At 59.0% G+C, this 16892-nt stretch carries 15 protein-coding genes; 13 read left to right on the top strand and 2 right to left on the bottom strand.

The window, feature by feature from the left end; genetic code table 11:
• Positions 1-57: 57 nt before the first annotated feature.
• The 8 genes from dapC (at position 58) to BK667_RS05945 (ending at position 7504) form a co-directional block, all read left to right on the top strand.
• Positions 58-1254, top strand: a complete 1197-nt coding sequence (gene dapC, locus BK667_RS05985; RefSeq protein WP_123597062.1) for a succinyldiaminopimelate transaminase — start codon at positions 58-60, stop codon at positions 1252-1254.
• A gap of 154 nt (positions 1255-1408) precedes the next feature.
• Positions 1409-2140 carry a M12 family metallopeptidase gene (locus BK667_RS05980; RefSeq protein WP_123597061.1) on the top strand — a complete coding sequence of 244 codons (732 nt, stop codon included), beginning with the start codon at positions 1409-1411 and terminating at the stop codon, positions 2138-2140.
• 79 nt (positions 2141-2219) lie between these two features.
• Positions 2220-2969, top strand: coding sequence for a zinc metalloprotease (locus tag BK667_RS05975; RefSeq protein ID WP_123597060.1), 750 nt, complete (start codon positions 2220-2222; stop codon positions 2967-2969).
• 129 nt (positions 2970-3098) lie between these two features.
• Positions 3099-3842, top strand: coding sequence for a M12 family metallopeptidase (locus BK667_RS05970; RefSeq protein ID WP_123597059.1), 744 nt, complete (start codon positions 3099-3101; stop codon positions 3840-3842).
• Between the two features lie 454 nt (positions 3843-4296).
• Positions 4297-4659, top strand: coding sequence for an ArsC family reductase (locus BK667_RS05960; RefSeq protein ID WP_123597057.1), 363 nt, complete (start codon positions 4297-4299; stop codon positions 4657-4659).
• Positions 4660-4692: 33 nt separating this feature from the next.
• The gene (dapD, locus tag BK667_RS05955) at positions 4693-5727 is read left to right on the top strand and encodes a 2,3,4,5-tetrahydropyridine-2,6-dicarboxylate N-succinyltransferase (RefSeq protein WP_123508036.1); all 1035 of its coding nucleotides are present in this window, start codon (positions 4693-4695) and stop codon (positions 5725-5727) included.
• Between the two features lie 170 nt (positions 5728-5897).
• A complete protein-coding gene (locus tag BK667_RS05950; RefSeq protein WP_123597056.1) occupies positions 5898-7103 on the top strand; it encodes an aminotransferase class V-fold PLP-dependent enzyme in 1206 nt (401 codons plus the stop codon).
• Positions 7100-7504 carry a SufE family protein gene (locus BK667_RS05945; protein WP_123597055.1) on the top strand — a complete coding sequence of 135 codons (405 nt, stop codon included), beginning with the start codon at positions 7100-7102 and terminating at the stop codon, positions 7502-7504. The genes BK667_RS05950 and BK667_RS05945 overlap by 4 nt, the downstream gene beginning before the upstream one ends.
• Positions 7505-7632: 128 nt before the next feature.
• On the opposite strand, the gene tcdA is transcribed toward BK667_RS05945, so the two are convergent.
• Positions 7633-8445, bottom strand: a complete 813-nt coding sequence (gene tcdA / locus BK667_RS05940) for a tRNA cyclic N6-threonylcarbamoyladenosine(37) synthase TcdA (RefSeq protein ID WP_185058174.1) — start codon at positions 8443-8445, stop codon at positions 7633-7635.
• Positions 8446-8665: 220 nt separating this feature from the next.
• Between tcdA and BK667_RS05935 the strand changes: the two genes are divergently transcribed.
• The 4 genes from BK667_RS05935 to BK667_RS05920 all read left to right on the top strand — a co-directional run bounded on the left by BK667_RS05935 (position 8666) and on the right by BK667_RS05920 (position 13868).
• Positions 8666-11257, top strand: coding sequence for a glycosyltransferase (locus tag BK667_RS05935; protein WP_123597054.1), 2592 nt, complete (start codon positions 8666-8668; stop codon positions 11255-11257).
• A gap of 197 nt (positions 11258-11454) precedes the next feature.
• A complete protein-coding gene (gene dapE / locus BK667_RS05930) occupies positions 11455-12606 on the top strand; it encodes a succinyl-diaminopimelate desuccinylase (protein ID WP_054616014.1) in 1152 nt (383 codons plus the stop codon).
• On the top strand, positions 12606-13415 hold the full coding sequence (locus tag BK667_RS05925; RefSeq protein ID WP_123597053.1) for a putative RNA methyltransferase: 810 nt from the start codon (positions 12606-12608) through the stop codon (positions 13413-13415). The genes dapE and BK667_RS05925 overlap by 1 nt, the downstream gene beginning before the upstream one ends.
• Positions 13416-13490: 75 nt before the next feature.
• The gene (locus tag BK667_RS05920) at positions 13491-13868 is read left to right on the top strand and encodes a hypothetical protein (RefSeq protein WP_123508024.1); all 378 of its coding nucleotides are present in this window, start codon (positions 13491-13493) and stop codon (positions 13866-13868) included.
• Positions 13869-14024: 156 nt separating this feature from the next.
• Here BK667_RS05920 and BK667_RS05915 read toward each other — a convergent pair whose 3' ends face one another.
• Complete coding sequence (locus BK667_RS05915) at positions 14025-14234, bottom strand: cold-shock protein (protein WP_123405723.1); 210 nt, start codon at positions 14232-14234, stop codon at positions 14025-14027.
• A 165-nt stretch (positions 14235-14399) separates the two neighbouring features.
• Between BK667_RS05915 and plsB the strand changes: the two genes are divergently transcribed.
• The gene (gene plsB / locus BK667_RS05910; protein ID WP_123597052.1) at positions 14400-16889 is read left to right on the top strand and encodes a glycerol-3-phosphate 1-O-acyltransferase PlsB; all 2490 of its coding nucleotides are present in this window, start codon (positions 14400-14402) and stop codon (positions 16887-16889) included.
• Positions 16890-16892 lie beyond the last annotated feature (3 nt).

The raw sequence follows: 16892 nt of genomic DNA, 5'->3' as shown, positions 1-16892 counted from the left end.
CTGACACACCGCTTTCGCGAGCAGGCTCGCTCCCACATTCAAAGAGACCCCGCACCGATGAACAACGCTCTGAACCAGTTGCAGCCCTACCCGTTCGAGAAGCTCCGCGCCCTGCTCGGCAGCGTCACGCCAAACCCGGACAAGCGCCCGATCGCGCTGTCCATCGGTGAGCCGAAGCACCGTTCGCCAAGTTTTGTCGCCGAAGCCCTGGCCAACAATCTGGATCAGATGGCCGTGTACCCGACCACCCTCGGCATCCCGGCCCTGCGTGAAGCCATCGCGGCTTGGTGCGAACGTCGTTTCAACGTGCCAAGCAGCTGGCTCGACCCTGCGCGCAATGTGCTGCCGGTCAACGGCACCCGTGAAGCGCTGTTTGCCTTCACCCAAACCGTGGTGAACCGTGGCGAAGATGCCCTGGTGGTCAGCCCGAATCCGTTCTATCAGATCTATGAAGGCGCGGCGTTCCTAGCCGGTGCCAAGCCACATTACCTGCCGTGCCTGGACGAAAACGGCTTCAACCCGGATTTCGATGCCGTATCCCCAGACATCTGGAAACGCTGCCAGATCCTGTTCCTGTGCTCGCCGGGCAACCCGACCGGCGCGTTGATCCCGGTTGAAACCCTGAAGAAACTGATCGCCCTGGCCGACGAACACGACTTCGTGATCGCCGCCGACGAGTGCTACAGCGAACTGTACTTCGACGAACAAACCCCGCCACCCGGCCTGCTCAGTGCCTGCGTGGAACTGGGCCGCCAGGACTTCAAGCGTTGCGTGGTGTTCCACAGCCTGTCCAAGCGCTCGAACCTGCCGGGCCTGCGTTCAGGCTTTGTCGCCGGTGACGCCGACATTCTCAAAGGCTTCCTGCTCTACCGCACCTACCACGGCTGCGCGATGCCGGTTCAGACGCAACTGGCCAGCGTTGCCGCGTGGAATGATGAAGTGCACGTGCGCGCCAACCGTGCGCTGTATCGCGAGAAGTACGACGCGGTACTGGAAATTCTCAGCCCGGTGATGGACGTGCAACGCCCGGATGGCGGTTTCTACTTGTGGCCGAATGTTGAAGGCGATGACGAGGCGTTCTGTCGGGATCTGTTCGTCAAAGAGCACGTGACGGTGGTGCCGGGTTCTTATTTGTCCCGCGATGTCGAGGGTTTCAATCCTGGCGCCGGAAGAATCCGGATGGCGTTGGTTGCTCCGTTGGCAGAATGTGTTGAAGCAGCAGAACGAATTCGCGCGTTTATTACCAATAAATAATCAAATAACAACCCGCGCGGTGCAATGCCGCGCGGGTTTGTAAACATCAAGCAACAGCCTCAACCAAATTAAACTTAACAAGCGCCTTCATCTCGCTTAGCCTTTCATTGCTCGTTAAATACCGACCATTTTTTTGCGCACATGGACGTCAGCAATGAATACTTGCAAAGTTATAAAACCGGACAATCCCATAGCCTCTTACGAATCAGCGATAGCGGAAAATCCGCTTAACGGGAATACTGTATCGCATAGCGGAAGACACAAACGCTCGGTCGGTCAATGGAACAAATTCTGGGGGAATGGCAGGACGCTCAATATTACTTTTATCAACGAAGTTCCCGAGGACATCAAAAAAACAATCGAAAAAATCATCAGGCAATGGGAACCCTCCACCAACCTGACCTTTACCTTCAACGACGCAGCGAAGGGTGATATCCGCATTAAAACCGATGCGCAAACCAACGAATCCTATGTCGGTACCGATGCAACACTTGCTCCTGAACTCGAGCCTACCCTCCGCCTGGCCGTTGACTGCGAAGACCCCGACTTTGAATTGACCGTCCTCCATGAATTCGGCCATGCGCTGGGACTGCAACACGAACACCAGCACCCCAAGGCGAATATCCCCTGGGACAAACCCAAAGTTTATGAATTTTACAAAGACAACTTCCAATGGACTGAGGAAGAAGTCGACGGCAATTTGTTTTCGTCGTTGAGCACTGATCTTCTTCTTGGTCCTTATGACAAAGACTCCATCATGCACTACGTTGTCGACAATGAGCTGACACTCGGCGATTGGGAGGTTCGTCGCAACACGCGAATAAGCAAACTCGACAGACGAAATATGCGCAAGGCGTATCCAAAGCCAGGCAACTCGCCACTTTGAAAAACAAGCAACCTGCGAAACCGAGACGACTGTCGTTACCACGCGGCATTGACGCCCCAACAAACATGGAAGTTTAAATATGCTTAAAGAAGTACCCTGCCTGATTATAAAAGCCGATGACATCAATGCGTCCTATGAAGCTGCCGTCGCCGAAAACCCTGCCAACCGCGTTGCTTCTGCATCGCGACGGGGTAAACGTGCGGTCGCCAGGCACACCCGCTTCTGGGCACCGGGCCGAACTTTGCGCATAGCCTTCCTGGACGGCGATCAAACCTTCAAGGACGCGACCATTGCTGCCGCCAACCATTGGTTGCCGCACATCAACCTGAAGTTTGATTTTGTCGAAGGGCATGAAGGCGATATCCGTATCAGTTGCACACCCGGTACTTACTGGTCGCTGGTCGGCACCGATGCGTTGTTGCAGGAAGAGGAGCCGACCATGGGTCTGTCTCCGGACTTGCGCGCGCCAGCCTTTTTCGCCGCCAATGTCATGCACGAGTTTGGCCACGTACTGGGCGCCCAGCACGAACACCTGCATCCCGAGACAACTATTCCGTGGGACCGAGGCGCGTTCTACGCGGCCCATGGCGTAGATGAACACAGTGACGAGGATCATTACGTACGCACCGTGCTTGACGGACATTATCTCCAGCGCCTGGACGCCAGCGACGTCCGTTATTCCGCCTATGATCCGAAGTCGATCATGCACTACGCGATCCGTCAGGAATGGACCCATGGCGACTTCAAGATTGACCTCAATCTGGTGCTCAGTGAAAAGGACAAGGCGTTCATGGCCGAGGCCTATCCCTACCCTGCAGAAAACGAATAACCCTCCATTAAATGAGCGTTAGTTGACCTGCCCCAAGATCCGCTTCGCTTGAATCAAGCCCTCTACTACTTCGCGCCGATCCATCCGGATAATCAGCGAATCAGACAACTTTAAATTAATGAGACCCTTATGAAAAAAACAAAACCCTGTTCGATAATCCCTCCAAAAGATCGACTGGCATCCTACCGTGCAGCCATTACAGAAAACCCGAATAACGCCTCAAACAACGATTTATCCATATTGGGCATGGGCGACTACAAAAAATTATGGAAGCCAGGTCGCGAACTGAAAATCAAGTTTCTTGAAGATGTTTCGTCAAGTTTCCTACTCGCCTTTTCCAAGGCCATCACCCATTGGATAAAACATGTAAATCTAAAGTTCGTCATAGTGCCCAATGGCGACGCGGATATCCGAATCACAACCGACAGCGACGACAACAAATCATTGATCGGCACCGATGCGCTGACTTTTGATCAAGACGAAGCGACGATGTACCTTGAAACCACCCCAAGCGATGAAAACTTTGAGTCGACCGTACTCCATGAAATGGGTCACGCACTTGGCTACCTGCACGAGCACCTGCATCGCGACGCAACCATTCCCTGGAACCGGGAGAAAGTTTACGCCCATTATTCCGAGCACTACGAATGGGACGAACAGCAGGTAGATGAACAAGTGTTGACGCCCTATTCGGGTGCGATCGTTGACACCGAATACGATAAGAACTCCATCATGCACTACGCGATTGATAAAGAGCTGACCGACGGTGTCTGGGAAGTCGGCATAAATACCGTATTGAGTAAGCTGGATATAGAAATGGCAAAATCCACTTATCCGGTAGATCCGGATGATCTGCCCTGGAAAGATCTTTAAGCGAGTGCTTGAAAATCGGGGGCCGCTATCTGCCCCCCCCCGATTCGAATAATTCAAACCCCGTTCACTCCACATCTCCCGCAGCACGTCATCACTGATCCGGTGCTGACGGCTCGGGCAGTTAAACTCCAAGCGCTGCGCCCGCAGCGCTTTCAAGCGTATTGCGCGACAGCCAATCAGCAGCGTCTCCCCAGTCATCGAAAGCATTGAAGTGCCATATTAGCCGCCTAGACTGATAGCCGGCCGCCGCACCACTATCGCATCGCCCTGAAACGCCACAAATCCAGTGTGGGGGCGGGTTTGCTCGCGAAGACGGTGTGTCAGGCAACGCTGATGGCGACTGACACTTCGTCTTCGCGAGCAAGCCCGCTCCCACAGGTTTTGCGTTTTAACCGGAAGGCCATGGCATAATCCGTCACCATTTTTTTCCAGCACCTGTAAAGGGGGCAATTCCTTGACCGTTTCAAGTAAAACGTTGCACCTTTTCGGCATCAAAGCCTGCGACACCATGAAAAAGGCGCGCACCTGGCTCGATGAACACGCTGTCAGCTATGACTTTCATGATTACAAAACGGCCGGAATCGACCGTGAACACCTGAGCCAATGGTGCGACGAGCACGGCTGGCAAGTGGTGTTGAACCGTGCAGGCACGACCTTTCGCAAACTCGACGACGAACGCAAAGCCGATCTCGACCAAGCGAAAGCCATCGAACTGATGCTCGCACAACCCTCGATGATCAAGCGCCCGGTGCTTGATCTCGGTGACCGAACCCTGATTGGCTTCAAGCCAGATATCTACGCGGCCGCACTCAAGTAAGGCAGCCCGTTCCTTTTTGTTAGAGGTCTCAACATGTCCAATTCCCTGTTCAGCCTGGCCTTCGGTGTCGGCACTCAAAACCGTCAAGGCGCCTGGCTGGAAGTGTTTTACGCACAGCCACTGCTTAACCCGTCGGCCGAGCTGGTCGCGGCCATCGCGCCAGTCCTGGGCTACACCGAAGGCAACCAGGCCATCGCTTTCACCACCGCCCAGGCCTCGCAACTGGCTGAAGCGCTGAAAAACGTCGATACCGGCCAAGCCGCGCTGTTGACCCGTCTGGCCGAAAGCCACAAGCCGCTGGTCGCCACCATTCTGGCTGAAGACGTGCAACTGACTTCCACGCCTGAGGCTTACCTCAAGCTGCACCTGCTGTCCCATCGTCTGGTCAAGCCTCACGGCCTGAACCTGGCCGGTGTGTTCCCGCTGCTGCCGAACGTCGCCTGGACCAGCCAGGGCGCCATCGACCTCGCCGAACTGGCTGAACATCAACTGGAAGCCCGTCTGCGCGGCGAGCTGCTGGAAGTGTTCTCGGTGGACAAGTTCCCGAAAATGACCGACTACGTGGTACCGGCCGGCGTGCGTATCGCTGACGCCGCACGTATCCGCCTGGGCGCTTACGTGGGCGAAGGCACCACCGTGATGCACGAAGGTTTCGTCAACTTCAACGCCGGCACCGAAGGCCCGGGCATGATCGAAGGTCGTGTGTCCGCTGGCGTGTTCGTCGGCAAGGGTTCGGACCTGGGCGGCGGTTGCTCGACCATGGGCACCCTGTCGGGCGGCGGCAACATCGTGATCAAAGTCGGCGAAGGCTGCCTGATCGGCGCCAACGCCGGTATCGGTATCCCGTTGGGCGACCGCAACACTGTTGAGTCCGGCCTGTACGTGACCGCTGGCACTAAAGTGGCGCTGCTGGACGAGCACAACAAACTGGTCAAAGTCGTGAAGGCCCGTGAGCTGGCCGGTCAACCTGACCTGCTGTTCCGCCGCAATTCGGAGACCGGTGCCGTGGAATGCAAAACCCACAAATCGGCCATCGAACTGAACGAAGCGCTGCACGCTCACAACTAAGCAGAGCGTCAAAAAGATCACCTGTGCCCTGCCCTTGTAGGAGCGAGGCTTGCCCGCGAAGGGGCCCTTGAGGCCGCCAAAAGCTTCGCGGGCAAGCCTCGCTCCTACAAGGGCAACATCAAGGTCAAGGTCTGGCGTTCCCCCGCCCATGTTTAACAGGGCCCGATAGCATGATGATTCCTTCTCCCTGGCGTGCCGATTTTCCGGCCATCGCCGCATTGCAACGGCAAGACCAGACCTATCTGGACAGCGCCGCCACCACGCAAAAACCTCAAGCCCTGCTGGATGCCCTGACGCATTACTACGCCAATGGCGCAGCCAACGTGCATCGGGCGCAGCACTTGCCGGGCGCACATGCGACCCAGGCATTCGAGGACAGCCGCAGCAAAGTCGCGCAATGGCTTAATGCCGGCGATTGCGGGCAGATCATCTTTACCCACGGCGCGACTTCCGCGCTGAACCTCCTGGCCTATGGCCTGGAACATCAATTCAATCCGGGCGATGAAATTGTCATCAGCGCCCTGGAGCATCACGCCAACCTGTTGCCCTGGCAGCAACTGGCCCTGCGCCGCGACCTGAAACTGGTGATCCTGCCGCTGGATACCGACGGTGTCATCAACCTTGCCGCCGCCGCGCAGCTGATAGGCCCGCGGACCCGGTTGCTGGCGGTCAGTCAGTTGTCCAACGTACTGGGCGTCTGGCAACCGTTGCCCCAGTTGCTGGCGCTGGCCAAGGCGCACAACGCGCTGACCGTGGTCGATGGCGCCCAAGGCGTGGTCCACGGCCGGCATGACGTGCAGGCGTTGGCTTGCGACTTCTATGTGTTTTCCAGTCACAAACTCTACGGCCCCGATGGCCTCGGTGTGCTGTTCGGGCGCAATGCAGCCCTTGAACAGTTGCGTCCGTGGCAATTCGGCGGCGAAATGGTGCTGGACGCCAACTACCACGACGCCCGTTTCCGCCCGGCACCGCTGGGTTTCGAGGCCGGAACGCCACCGATTGCCAGTGTGATTGGCCTGGGGGCGACCCTGGATTACCTCGCTGGATTGGATCAGGACGCCGTATCCGCCCATGAAGCGGCGCTGCATGACTATCTGTTGAAGGGTCTCGAAGCGCGCAACGGCATTCGGTTACTGGGCAAACCGCAATTGGCATTGGCCAGCTTCGTCGTCGAAGGTGTGCATAACTCCGATCTGGCGCATTTGCTGACGGAACAGGGGATCGCCGTGCGCGCCGGTCACCACTGCGCCATGCCGTTGCTGAAAAGCTTCGAGCTGGCCGGGGCGATTCGGGTGTCGCTGGCGTTGTACAACGATTCCGAGGATCTGGAGCGGTTCTTTGAAGCGCTGGATCAGGCGCTGGAGTTGCTGCGATGAGTATGCCGGCCGATGCCGTTACGGCGCTGGAAGCCTTTCAGCAGGCCGGAAGCTGGGAACAGCGGGCGCGACTGCTGATGCAATGGGGCGAACGCCTGCCGGCGTTGAGCGATGTGGATAAAGTCGAGGCTAACCGGGTGCATGGCTGTGAAAGCCAGGTATGGCTGGTAGGTAGGTTGCAGGATGGCCACTGGCAGTTCAGCGCCAGCAGCGATGCGCGGTTGATTCGCGGGTTGGTGGCGTTGCTGTTGGCGCGGGTCAATGGGTTGTCGGCGGTTGAGTTGCAGCAGGTGGATTTGCCGGGTTGGTTCAATCAGCTTGGATTGAGCCGGCAGTTGTCACCGTCGCGCAGTAATGGCTTGAATGCCGTGTTACAGCGAATGAATGAGTTGGCTCAGTAACTGATCGTTCCCACGCTCTGCGTGGGAATGCCTCAACGGACGCTCCGCGTTCGGCTCTGTATGGGACGCGGAGCGTCCCGGGCTGCATTCCCACGCAGAGCGTGGGAACGATCGATCAGGGGGCTACTTCAAGCTTCGGGTTTGATGCGATCCGCCGGCCGCCGCACACCCGCCACAATCTTATCCACAGCCTTGGTCGCCGCGACCATGCCGAACGTCGCCGTCACCATCATCACCGCGCCAAATCCGCCAGCGCAGTCGAGTTTCACGCCATCACCGACAAAACTCTTCTGCAAGCAAATGCTGCCATCCGGCTTCGGGTAGCGCAGTTGCTCGGTCGAGAACACACACGGCACGCTGTAATGGCGAGTCACAGTGCGGGAGAAGTTGTAGTCGCGGCGCAGCGTGGAACGCACTTTCGAGGCCAGCGGATCGTTGAAGGTCCGGTTCAGGTCGCAGACCTGGATCAGCGTCGGGTCAATTTGCCCGCCCGCGCCGCCCGTGGTGATGATCTGAATCTTGCGGCGCTTGCACCAGGCGATCAGCGCAGCCTTGGCGTTCACGCTGTCGATGCAGTCGATCACGCAATCGATGTTCGGCGTGATGTATTCGGCCATGGTCTCGCGGGTCACGAAATCCGCCACCGCGTGCACCGTGCAATCCGGGTTGATCCCGCGCAGGCGCTCGGCCATCACCTCGACCTTGGGTTTGCCGACGGTGCTGTCCAGCGCATGCAACTGACGGTTGGCATTGCTGACGCAGACGTCGTCCAAGTCGAACAGCGAAATCTCGCCCACACCACACCGGGCAATGGCTTCCGCCGCCCAGGAACCGACGCCGCCGACGCCGACGATCGCCACATGGGCCGCGCGCAAGCGCTCCAGGCCTTCAATGCCATACAACCGAGCGATGCCGGCAAACCGCGGATCTTCTGTACTCATGACCATTACCCCAAAAACCGGCGCGCATTATAGGGCTACGCAGCCACAAGTTCTAAGCTACAAGCGACAAGTGTAAGAACTTATGTGAAACCGGATTGCCCAACGTCAGGCTTTTCCCTGCCTGCTGTACGGTAAGTGAAAGCACGGTGTAGGATGCGCGCCCCTTGGCCAACCGCCGACCCGTTCCTTCGTTCCACAGCCTTTGGAACCTGAAATAGCTATGTCATCGCGTAAATTTGGACTCAACCTGGTTGTGGTGCTCGCCATCGCTGCCTTGTTTACCGGCTTCTGGGCGTTGATCAACCGCCCGGTCACCGCCCCCAACTGGCCTGAACAGATCTCCGGTTTTTCGTACTCGCCGTTTCAACAAGGCCAGTACCCACAGAAAGACCAGTACCCGACCGACGATGAAATGCGTCGCGACCTGGAGATCATGAGCAAGCTGACGGACAACATCCGTACCTACTCGGTCGACGGCACGCTGGAGGACATTCCCAAACTGGCGGAAGAGTTCGGCCTGCGGGTGACCCTGGGGATCTGGATCAGCCCGGACCAGGAACGCAATGAGCGCGAGATCCTGCGCGCCATCGAACTGGCCAATACCTCACGCAGCGTGGTTCGCGTGGTTGTAGGTAACGAGGCGATCTTCCGTAAGGAAATTACCGCCAAGGACCTCAGCGTCATCCTCGACCGCGTCCGCGCTGCCGTGAAAGTGCCGGTGACCACGTCCGAGCAGTGGCACGTCTGGGAAGAACACCCGGAGCTGGCCAAGCACGTCGACCTGATCGCCGCGCACGTTCTGCCTTATTGGGAATTCATCCCGGTGGACAAGGCAGGTCAGTTCGTCCTCGACCGTGCCCGGGACCTGAAAAAGATGTTCCCGAAAAAACCACTGCTGCTCTCGGAGGTTGGCTGGCCGAGCAACGGCCGTATGCGTGGCGGCACCGATTCGAGCCCGGCGGATCAGGCGATCTACCTGCGCACCTTGGTCAACAAGCTTAACCGCCAAGGCTTCAACTACTTCGTGATCGAAGCGTTTGACCAGCCGTGGAAGGCCACTGACGAAGGTTCGGTGGGCGCGTATTGGGGCGTGTTCAACGCCGCGCGTCAGCAGAAATTCAACTTCGAAGGCCCGGTTGTTGCGATCCCGCAATGGCGCGTGCTGGCGATCGGCTCGGCAGTACTGGCCCTGCTCTCCCTGACCTTGCTGATGATCGACGGCTCGGCCCTGCGCCAGCGTGGCCGCACCTTCCTGACCTTTATCGCGTTCCTGTGCGGTTCGGTTCTGGTGTGGATCGGCTACGACTACAGCCAGCAATACAGCACCTGGTTCAGCCTGACGGTGGGCTTCTTGCTCGCCCTCGGCGCGCTCGGGGTGTTTATCGTATTGCTGACCGAAGCCCACGAACTGGCCGAAGCGGTCTGGACCCACAAGCGCCGGCGAGAATTCCTGCCGGTCGTGGGGGATTCGGACTACCGACCGAAAGTGTCGATTCACGTACCGTGCTACAACGAACCGCCGGAGATGGTCAAACAGACCCTCAACGCCTTGGCCAACCTCGACTATCCGGACTTCGAAGTCCTGATCATCGACAACAACACCAAGGACCCGGCGGTCTGGGAGCCGGTGCGCGATTACTGCGAAACCCTCGGCCCGCGCTTCAAGTTCTTCCACGTCGCCCCGCTCGCCGGCTTCAAGGGTGGCGCACTGAACTACCTGATCCCGCACACCGCCAAGGATGCCGAAGTGATTGCGGTGATCGACTCGGACTACTGCGTCGATCCGAACTGGCTCAAGCACATGGTGCCGCACTTCGCCGATCCGAAAATCGCTGTGGTGCAGTCGCCACAGGATTATCGCGACCAGAACGAAAGCACCTTCAAGAAGCTCTGCTACGCGGAATACAAAGGCTTCTTCCACATCGGCATGGTCACCCGTAACGACCGTGACGCGATCATCCAGCACGGCACCATGACCATGACCCGCCGTTCGGTGCTCGAGGAACTGGGTTGGGCCGACTGGTGCATCTGTGAAGACGCCGAACTGGGTCTGCGGGTATTCGAAAAAGGCCTGTCGGCGGCGTATTACCACACCAGCTACGGCAAAGGCCTGATGCCGGATACCTTTATCGACTTCAAGAAACAGCGTTTCCGTTGGGCCTATGGCGCGATTCAGATCATCAAGCGTCACACCGCCAGTTTGCTGCGCGGCAAGGACACCGAGCTGACCCGTGGCCAGCGTTACCACTTCCTCGCGGGCTGGTTGCCGTGGGTCGCGGATGGCATGAACATCTTCTTCACCGTCGGCGCCCTGTTGTGGTCGGCGGCGATGATCATCGTTCCGCAGCGGGTCGATCCGCCGTTGCTGATTTTTGCGATCCCGCCGTTGGCGCTGTTCGTGTTCAAGGTGGCCAAGATCATCTTCCTGTATCGCCGTGCGGTCGGGGTCAATCTGAAGGATGCATTCTGCGCCGCACTGGCCGGTCTGGCGTTGTCGCACACCATCGCCAAAGCGGTGCTGTACGGCTTCTTCACCAGCAGCATTCCGTTCTTCCGTACGCCGAAAAACGCCGATAACCACGGCTTCTGGGTGGCGATTTCGGAGGCACGGGAAGAGGTGTTCATCATGCTGCTGCTGTGGGGCGCGGCGCTGGGGATCTTCCTGGTGCAGGGCCTGCCGAGCAACGACATCCGCTTCTGGGTGATCATGTTGTTGGTGCAGTCGCTGCCGTATCTGGCGGCGCTGATCATGGCGTTCCTGTCTTCGCTGCCGAAACCGGCTGCCGAGCCTGAGCCGCTACCAGCCGTCTAAATCCACGCAGATGCACTAAACGGCGGCCAATGGCCGCCGTTTTGCTTTAAGATAACCGCCATTTTGCGCGCCCAGCACCAAATCCTGTAGGAGCAAAGCTTGCTCGCGATTGATGCGATTCGGTGTAACAGAAAGACCTCATCATCGTTCATCGCGAGCAAGCTTTGCTCCTACACAATTAGCTTCCGGAGTTTTCCATGACGGCCCACGCCGACCTTTCGCCGACCCTTCAACTCGCCATCGACCTGATCCGCCGTCCGTCCGTGACGCCGGTCGACGCCGATTGCCAGAAGCAGATGATGCAGCGCCTGGGCGATGCCGGTTTCCAACTGGAGCCGATGCGCATCGAAGATGTGGATAACTTCTGGGCTACCCACGGTAAACACGACGGTCCGGTGCTGTGCTTCGCCGGCCACACCGACGTGGTTCCGACTGGCCCGGTGACGGCGTGGCAGATTGACCCGTTCAACGCAGTGATCGATGAACACGGCATGTTGTGCGGTCGTGGCGCAGCGGACATGAAAGGCAGTCTGGCCTCGATGACCGTGGCCGCCGAGCGTTTTGTCGCCGACTACCCGGATCACAAGGGCAAGGTCGCTTTCCTGATCACCAGCGATGAAGAAGGCCCGGCGCATCACGGCACCAAGGCTGTGATCGAACGTCTTGCTGCGCGCAAGGAACGTCTGGACTGGTGCATCGTCGGTGAGCCGTCGAGTACGACGCTGGTCGGTGACGTGGTCAAGAACGGCCGTCGCGGCTCCCTCGGCGCCAAGCTGACCGTACGCGGTATCCAAGGCCACGTGGCCTACCCGCATCTGGCGAAGAACCCGATCCACCTCGCCGCCCCGGCCCTGGCCGAACTGGCCGCCGAGCATTGGGACCACGGCAACGACTTCTTCCCGCCGACCAGTTTTCAGATTTCCAACGTCAACTCCGGCACTGGCGCGACCAACGTGATTCCCGGTGATCTGGTAGCGGTGTTCAACTTCCGCTTCTCCACCGAATCCACCGTCGAAGGCCTGCAAAAACGCGTGGCCGACATCCTCGACAAGCATGGCCTGGACTGGCACGTGGATTGGGCGCTGTCGGGCCTGCCGTTCCTCACCGAACCGGGCGCCCTGCTGGATGCCGTGGCGTCGAGCATCAAGGACATCACCGGTCGCGAAACCAAGGCTTCCACCAGCGGCGGCACGTCCGACGGGCGCTTTATCGCGACCATGGGCACCCAGGTTGTTGAGCTGGGGCCGGTCAACGCGACGATTCACCAGGTCAACGAGCGTGTGCTGGCCGCCGACCTCGATGTGCTGACCGAAATCTACTACCAGACCCTGATCAAGTTGCTCGCCTGATGCTTGCTTGCCCGATCTGCAGCGAACCGCTGAATGCGGTGGACAACGGCGTGGCCTGCCCCGCCGGGCATCGTTTCGACCGCGCGCGCCAGGGTTACCTGAACCTGCTGCCGGTGCAGCACAAGAACAGCCGCGACCCTGGGGATAACCTGGCGATGGTCGAGGCCCGGCGTGATTTCTTGAACGCAGGCCATTACGCACCAGTGGCCAAGCGCCTGGCAGAGCTGGCGGCGCAATACGCGCCCCAGCGCTGGCTCGACATCGGTTGTGGCGAGGGTTACTACACCGCGCAAATCGCCGAAGCCTTGCCGAATGCTGACGGCTACGCCCTCGACATCTCCAAGGAAGCGGTCAAACGCGCCTGCAAACGCAACCCCGATCTGACCTGGTTGATCGCCAGCATGGCGCGGGTGCCGTTGGCGTCCGGCAGTTGCCAGTTTCTCGCCAGCGTGTTCAGTCCATTGGATTGGGAAGAAGCCAAGCGCTTGCTCAGCCCTGGCGGTGGCTTGATGAAAGTCGGGCCGACCAGCGGCCACCTGATGGAATTGCGCGAAAGCCTGTACGACGAAGTGCGTGAATACACCGACGACAAGCATCTGGCCCTGGTGCCGGAAGGCATGGCGCTGGCGCACAGCGAAACCCTGGAGTTCAAACTGTTACTGGAAAGTGGTCAGGATCGTGCCAACCTGTTGGCCATGACGCCCCACGGCTGGCGCGCCAGTGCCGAGCGCCGGGCGGCGGTCATCGAGCAGGTCGAGCCGTTCGAGGTCACTGTATCGATGCGTTACGATTACTTCGTACTTCAATAATTTTTGGTCTTGAGCAACAGCTTGAGGCCGGCTAAATCCGCGAATGGATTTTTCAAGACCGCAGTGAGGACATCCATGCGCCAACCCGATATCGAGATTTACCTGAAAGACGCCGACGTCGACTACAAAGCCGTCGCAGAGTGGCTTAGCGAAGCACTGGGCTCGTGCAGTGAGTGGGTCAAGAAGGGCCAGACCTACAAGTGCAAGGCCGGCAACGTGCCCGTGACCTGGCTGCCGAAAGCCGTGGGCAAATGGAACAGCCTGTACCTGGAAAGCGACCAGACCCCATGGGATGACGACATCGCCTGCGCCCGCGCAGCGTTTGCCGCACTGAACGTGGAAGTACGTTGCGCACCGGGGACTTGGGTCGAGGAAGAAGGTGAAGAGACAGCCGATCGCTGGATGCGCATCAGCGCCGACGGCGAAGAAGAAATCACCTGGAAAACCGCGTAACCACAGCCCTTATTGATCGTTCCCACGCTCCGCGTGGGAACGCCTCAACGGACGCTCCGCGTTCGGCCGTTGAAGGGACGCGGAGCGTCCCGGGATGCATTCCCACGCAGAGCGTGGGAACGATCGGTCAGGTCATGCGTAATCCGGGAATCGGGTTTACAGCCCCACCACATCCTCAGCCTGCAGCCCCTTCTCCCCCGTCACCACGGCATATTCAACCTGCTGGCCTTCAGCCAACGAACGGTGGCCCTCGCCACGAATCGCGCGGTAGTGCACGAACACGTCCACTCCGTCCTCGCGTTGAATAAAGCCATAGCCCTTGGCGTCGTTGAACCACTTCACACTGCCGGTTTCGCGCGTAGCCATGTATCAGTCCCTCTTCTTTTTATTTTGAGCGGTCGAGTATATGACAGCCGCGAAAACTCTCAACTCAAGATTACTTGACCGCTTTTTTGCCGATTTTCGGCGAATACGGCACACTATCGACCGCCCGAGCATTTGCTCGGTTTTATTCACTCACGCAGAAGCCGTATGACCCGTTCCCCGTTCCGCCGTCTTGTGTTTGGCACCCTGCGCCGACTGTTGTACCTCTGGGTTCGCTCGGAGACGATCAACCAGTCGTCCCTTACCCTCAACCTCGACCGCAGCCGTCCGGTGTTCTACGTCCTGCAAAACCCTTCGCTGACCGACCTGGCCGTGGTCGACACCGAGTGCACCAAGGCCGGCCTGCCGCGCCCGGTGCTGCCGGTCTCTGTCGGTGCGTTGATTGAACCTGCCGCGTTTTTTTACCTGACCCCCGAGCCCGATTGGCTCGGCCGCCAGGACAAGCGCGGCGCGCCGCCGACCCTGACCCGCCTGGTCAGCGCCCTGAGCCAGAACGCCGCCGAAGATGCGCAGATCATCCCGGTCAGCGTGTTCTGGGGCCAATCGCCGGACAGCGAGTCGAGCCCGTGGAAGCTGTTGTTCGCCGACAGTTGGGCGGTCACCGGGCGTCTGCGTCGCTTGCTCAGCATCATCGTGCTGGGGCGCAAAACCCGGGTGCAGTTCTCGGCACCGATTCATTTGCGCGAACTGATCGACCACAACAAGGGCCACGAGCGCACCGTGCGCATGGCCCAGCGGATCCTGCGGGTGCACTTCCGCAACCTCAAAGCCGCGGTGATCGGCCCGGACATTTCCCACCGCCGCAACCTGGTCAAAGGCTTGCTCAATCAGCCGCTGGTCAAACAAGCGATCCTCGACGAAGCCGAGCGCGAGAACATCTCCCCGGATAAAGCCAAGGCCCAGGCCCTGCGCTATGGCAACGAGATTGCCTCGGACTACACCTACACCGCGATCCGTTTCCTGGAAGTGGTGCTGAGCTGGTTCTGGAACAAGATCTACGACGGGATCAAGGTCAACCACATCGAAGGTGTGCAGAAAGTCGCCCAGGGTCACGAAGTGATCTACGTGCCGTGCCATCGCAGTCACATCGATTACCTGCTGCTTTCGTATCTGCTGTTCCGCAACGGCCTGACCCCGCCGCACATTGCCGCCGGGATCAACCTCAATATGCCGGTGATCGGCAGCCTGCTGCGCCGAGGTGGCGCGTTTTTCATGCGCCGTACCTTCAAGGGCAACCCGCTCTACACCTCGGTGTTCAACGAATACCTGCACACCCTGTTCACCAAAGGTTTCCCGGTCGAATATTTCGTCGAGGGCGGCCGTTCGCGCACCGGGCGCATGCTGCAACCGAAAACCGGGATGCTGGCGATCACCTTGCGCAGTTTCCTGCGTTCGTCGCGCATGCCGATTGTATTCATCCCGGTGTACATCGGTTACGAGCGCGTCCTGGAAGGCCGGACCTACCTCGGCGAACTGCGTGGCGCGAGCAAGAAGAAAGAATCAATCTTCGACATCTTCAAAGTCATCGGCGCCCTCAAGCAGCGTTTCGGCCAAGTGGCGGTGAACTTCGGCGAACCGATCAAACTGGCGGAATTCCTCGACAGCGAACAGCCGGACTGGCGCCAACAGGAACTCGGTCCGCAATTCAAACCGGCCTGGCTCAACGAAACCACTAACCGCCTCGGTGAGAAAGTCGCACAGCATCTGAACGAAGCAGCAGCGATCAACCCGGTGAACCTCGTGGCCCTGGCGCTGCTGTCCACCAGTCGTCTGGCCCTGGATGATCGTGCGATGGCGCGGGTGCTCGATTTGTATCTGGCGCTGCTGCGCAAGGTCCCTTACTCGCCGCACACCACGTTGCCGGAAGGTGACGGTCGGGCGCTGATCGAGCATGTGAAGGACATGGACCTGCTGTCCGAACAGAGCGATGCCTTGGGCAAGATTCTGTACCTGGACGAGCAGAACGCGGTCCTGATGACCTACTACCGCAACAACGTGTTGCACATCTTCGCCCTGCCGGCGTTGCTCGCGAGCTTCTTCCAGAGCGCCTCGCGCATGAGCCGCGAACAGATCCTGCGCTACACCCGCGCGCTGTACCCGTACCTGCAATCGGAGCTGTTCATTCGCTGGTCCATGGAAGAGTTGGACGGCGTGGTCGATCAATGGCTGGAAGCTTTTGTCGAACAAGGCCTGCTGCGTTTCGAGAACGATGTGTACCTGCGCCCGGCGCCGAGTTCGCGACATTTCGTACTGCTGACCTTGCTGTCAAAAAGCATCGCCCAGACTCTGCAACGTTTCTACATGACTGTTTCCCTGCTGTTGAACAGCGGCCAGAACAGCATCAGCGCCGAAGAACTGGAAGACCTCTGCACCGTCATGGCCCAGCGCCTGTCGATCCTCCATGGCCTGAACGCCCCGGAGTTCTTCGACAAGAGCCTGTTCCGCCACTTCATCCAGACCCTGCTCGATCTGGAGGTGCTCAAGCGTGATGAGGCAGGCAAGTTGAGTTATCACGAGTTGCTGGGTGAGTTGGCGGAAGGCGCGGCGAAACGTGTATTGCCGGCGGAGATTCGCTTGTCGATCCGTCAAGTGGCATTGCATCGCAGTGAAGATGCGGCGGACGCCAGCCCGTTGTAACTT

The organism is Pseudomonas frederiksbergensis, from assembly GCF_003732705.1.
Taxonomy (GTDB): Bacteria; Pseudomonadota; Gammaproteobacteria; order Pseudomonadales; family Pseudomonadaceae; genus Aquipseudomonas; species Aquipseudomonas frederiksbergensis_F.
Note: the sequence above shows the minus strand (reverse complement) of the source record. Positions and strands in the feature narration are given on the sequence as shown.

Excerpts from the sequence above, each read along its gene's own strand:
- BK667_RS05975 (WP_123597060.1), top strand. The coding sequence starts at position 2,220 with ATGCTTAAAGAAGTACCCTGCCTGATTATAAAAGCCGATGACATCAAT.
- plsB (WP_123597052.1), top strand. The coding sequence starts at position 14,400 with ATGACCCGTTCCCCGTTCCGCCGTCTTGTGTTTGGCACCCTGCGCCGA.
- BK667_RS05945 (WP_123597055.1), top strand. The coding sequence starts at position 7,100 with ATGAGTATGCCGGCCGATGCCGTTACGGCGCTGGAAGCCTTTCAGCAG.
- dapC (WP_123597062.1), top strand. The coding sequence starts at position 58 with ATGAACAACGCTCTGAACCAGTTGCAGCCCTACCCGTTCGAGAAGCTC.
- dapE (WP_054616014.1), top strand. The coding sequence starts at position 11,455 with ATGACGGCCCACGCCGACCTTTCGCCGACCCTTCAACTCGCCATCGAC.
- dapD (WP_123508036.1), top strand. The coding sequence starts at position 4,693 with ATGTCCAATTCCCTGTTCAGCCTGGCCTTCGGTGTCGGCACTCAAAAC.
- BK667_RS05925 (WP_123597053.1), top strand. The coding sequence starts at position 12,606 with ATGCTTGCTTGCCCGATCTGCAGCGAACCGCTGAATGCGGTGGACAAC.
- BK667_RS05980 (WP_123597061.1), top strand. The coding sequence starts at position 1,409 with ATGAATACTTGCAAAGTTATAAAACCGGACAATCCCATAGCCTCTTAC.
- BK667_RS05920 (WP_123508024.1), top strand. The coding sequence starts at position 13,491 with ATGCGCCAACCCGATATCGAGATTTACCTGAAAGACGCCGACGTCGAC.
- BK667_RS05950 (WP_123597056.1), top strand. The coding sequence starts at position 5,898 with ATGATGATTCCTTCTCCCTGGCGTGCCGATTTTCCGGCCATCGCCGCA.
- tcdA (WP_185058174.1), bottom strand. The coding sequence starts at position 8,445 with ATGAGTACAGAAGATCCGCGGTTTGCCGGCATCGCTCGGTTGTATGGC.
- BK667_RS05915 (WP_123405723.1), bottom strand. The coding sequence starts at position 14,234 with ATGGCTACGCGCGAAACCGGCAGTGTGAAGTGGTTCAACGACGCCAAG.
- BK667_RS05935 (WP_123597054.1), top strand. The coding sequence starts at position 8,666 with ATGTCATCGCGTAAATTTGGACTCAACCTGGTTGTGGTGCTCGCCATC.
- BK667_RS05970 (WP_123597059.1), top strand. The coding sequence starts at position 3,099 with ATGAAAAAAACAAAACCCTGTTCGATAATCCCTCCAAAAGATCGACTG.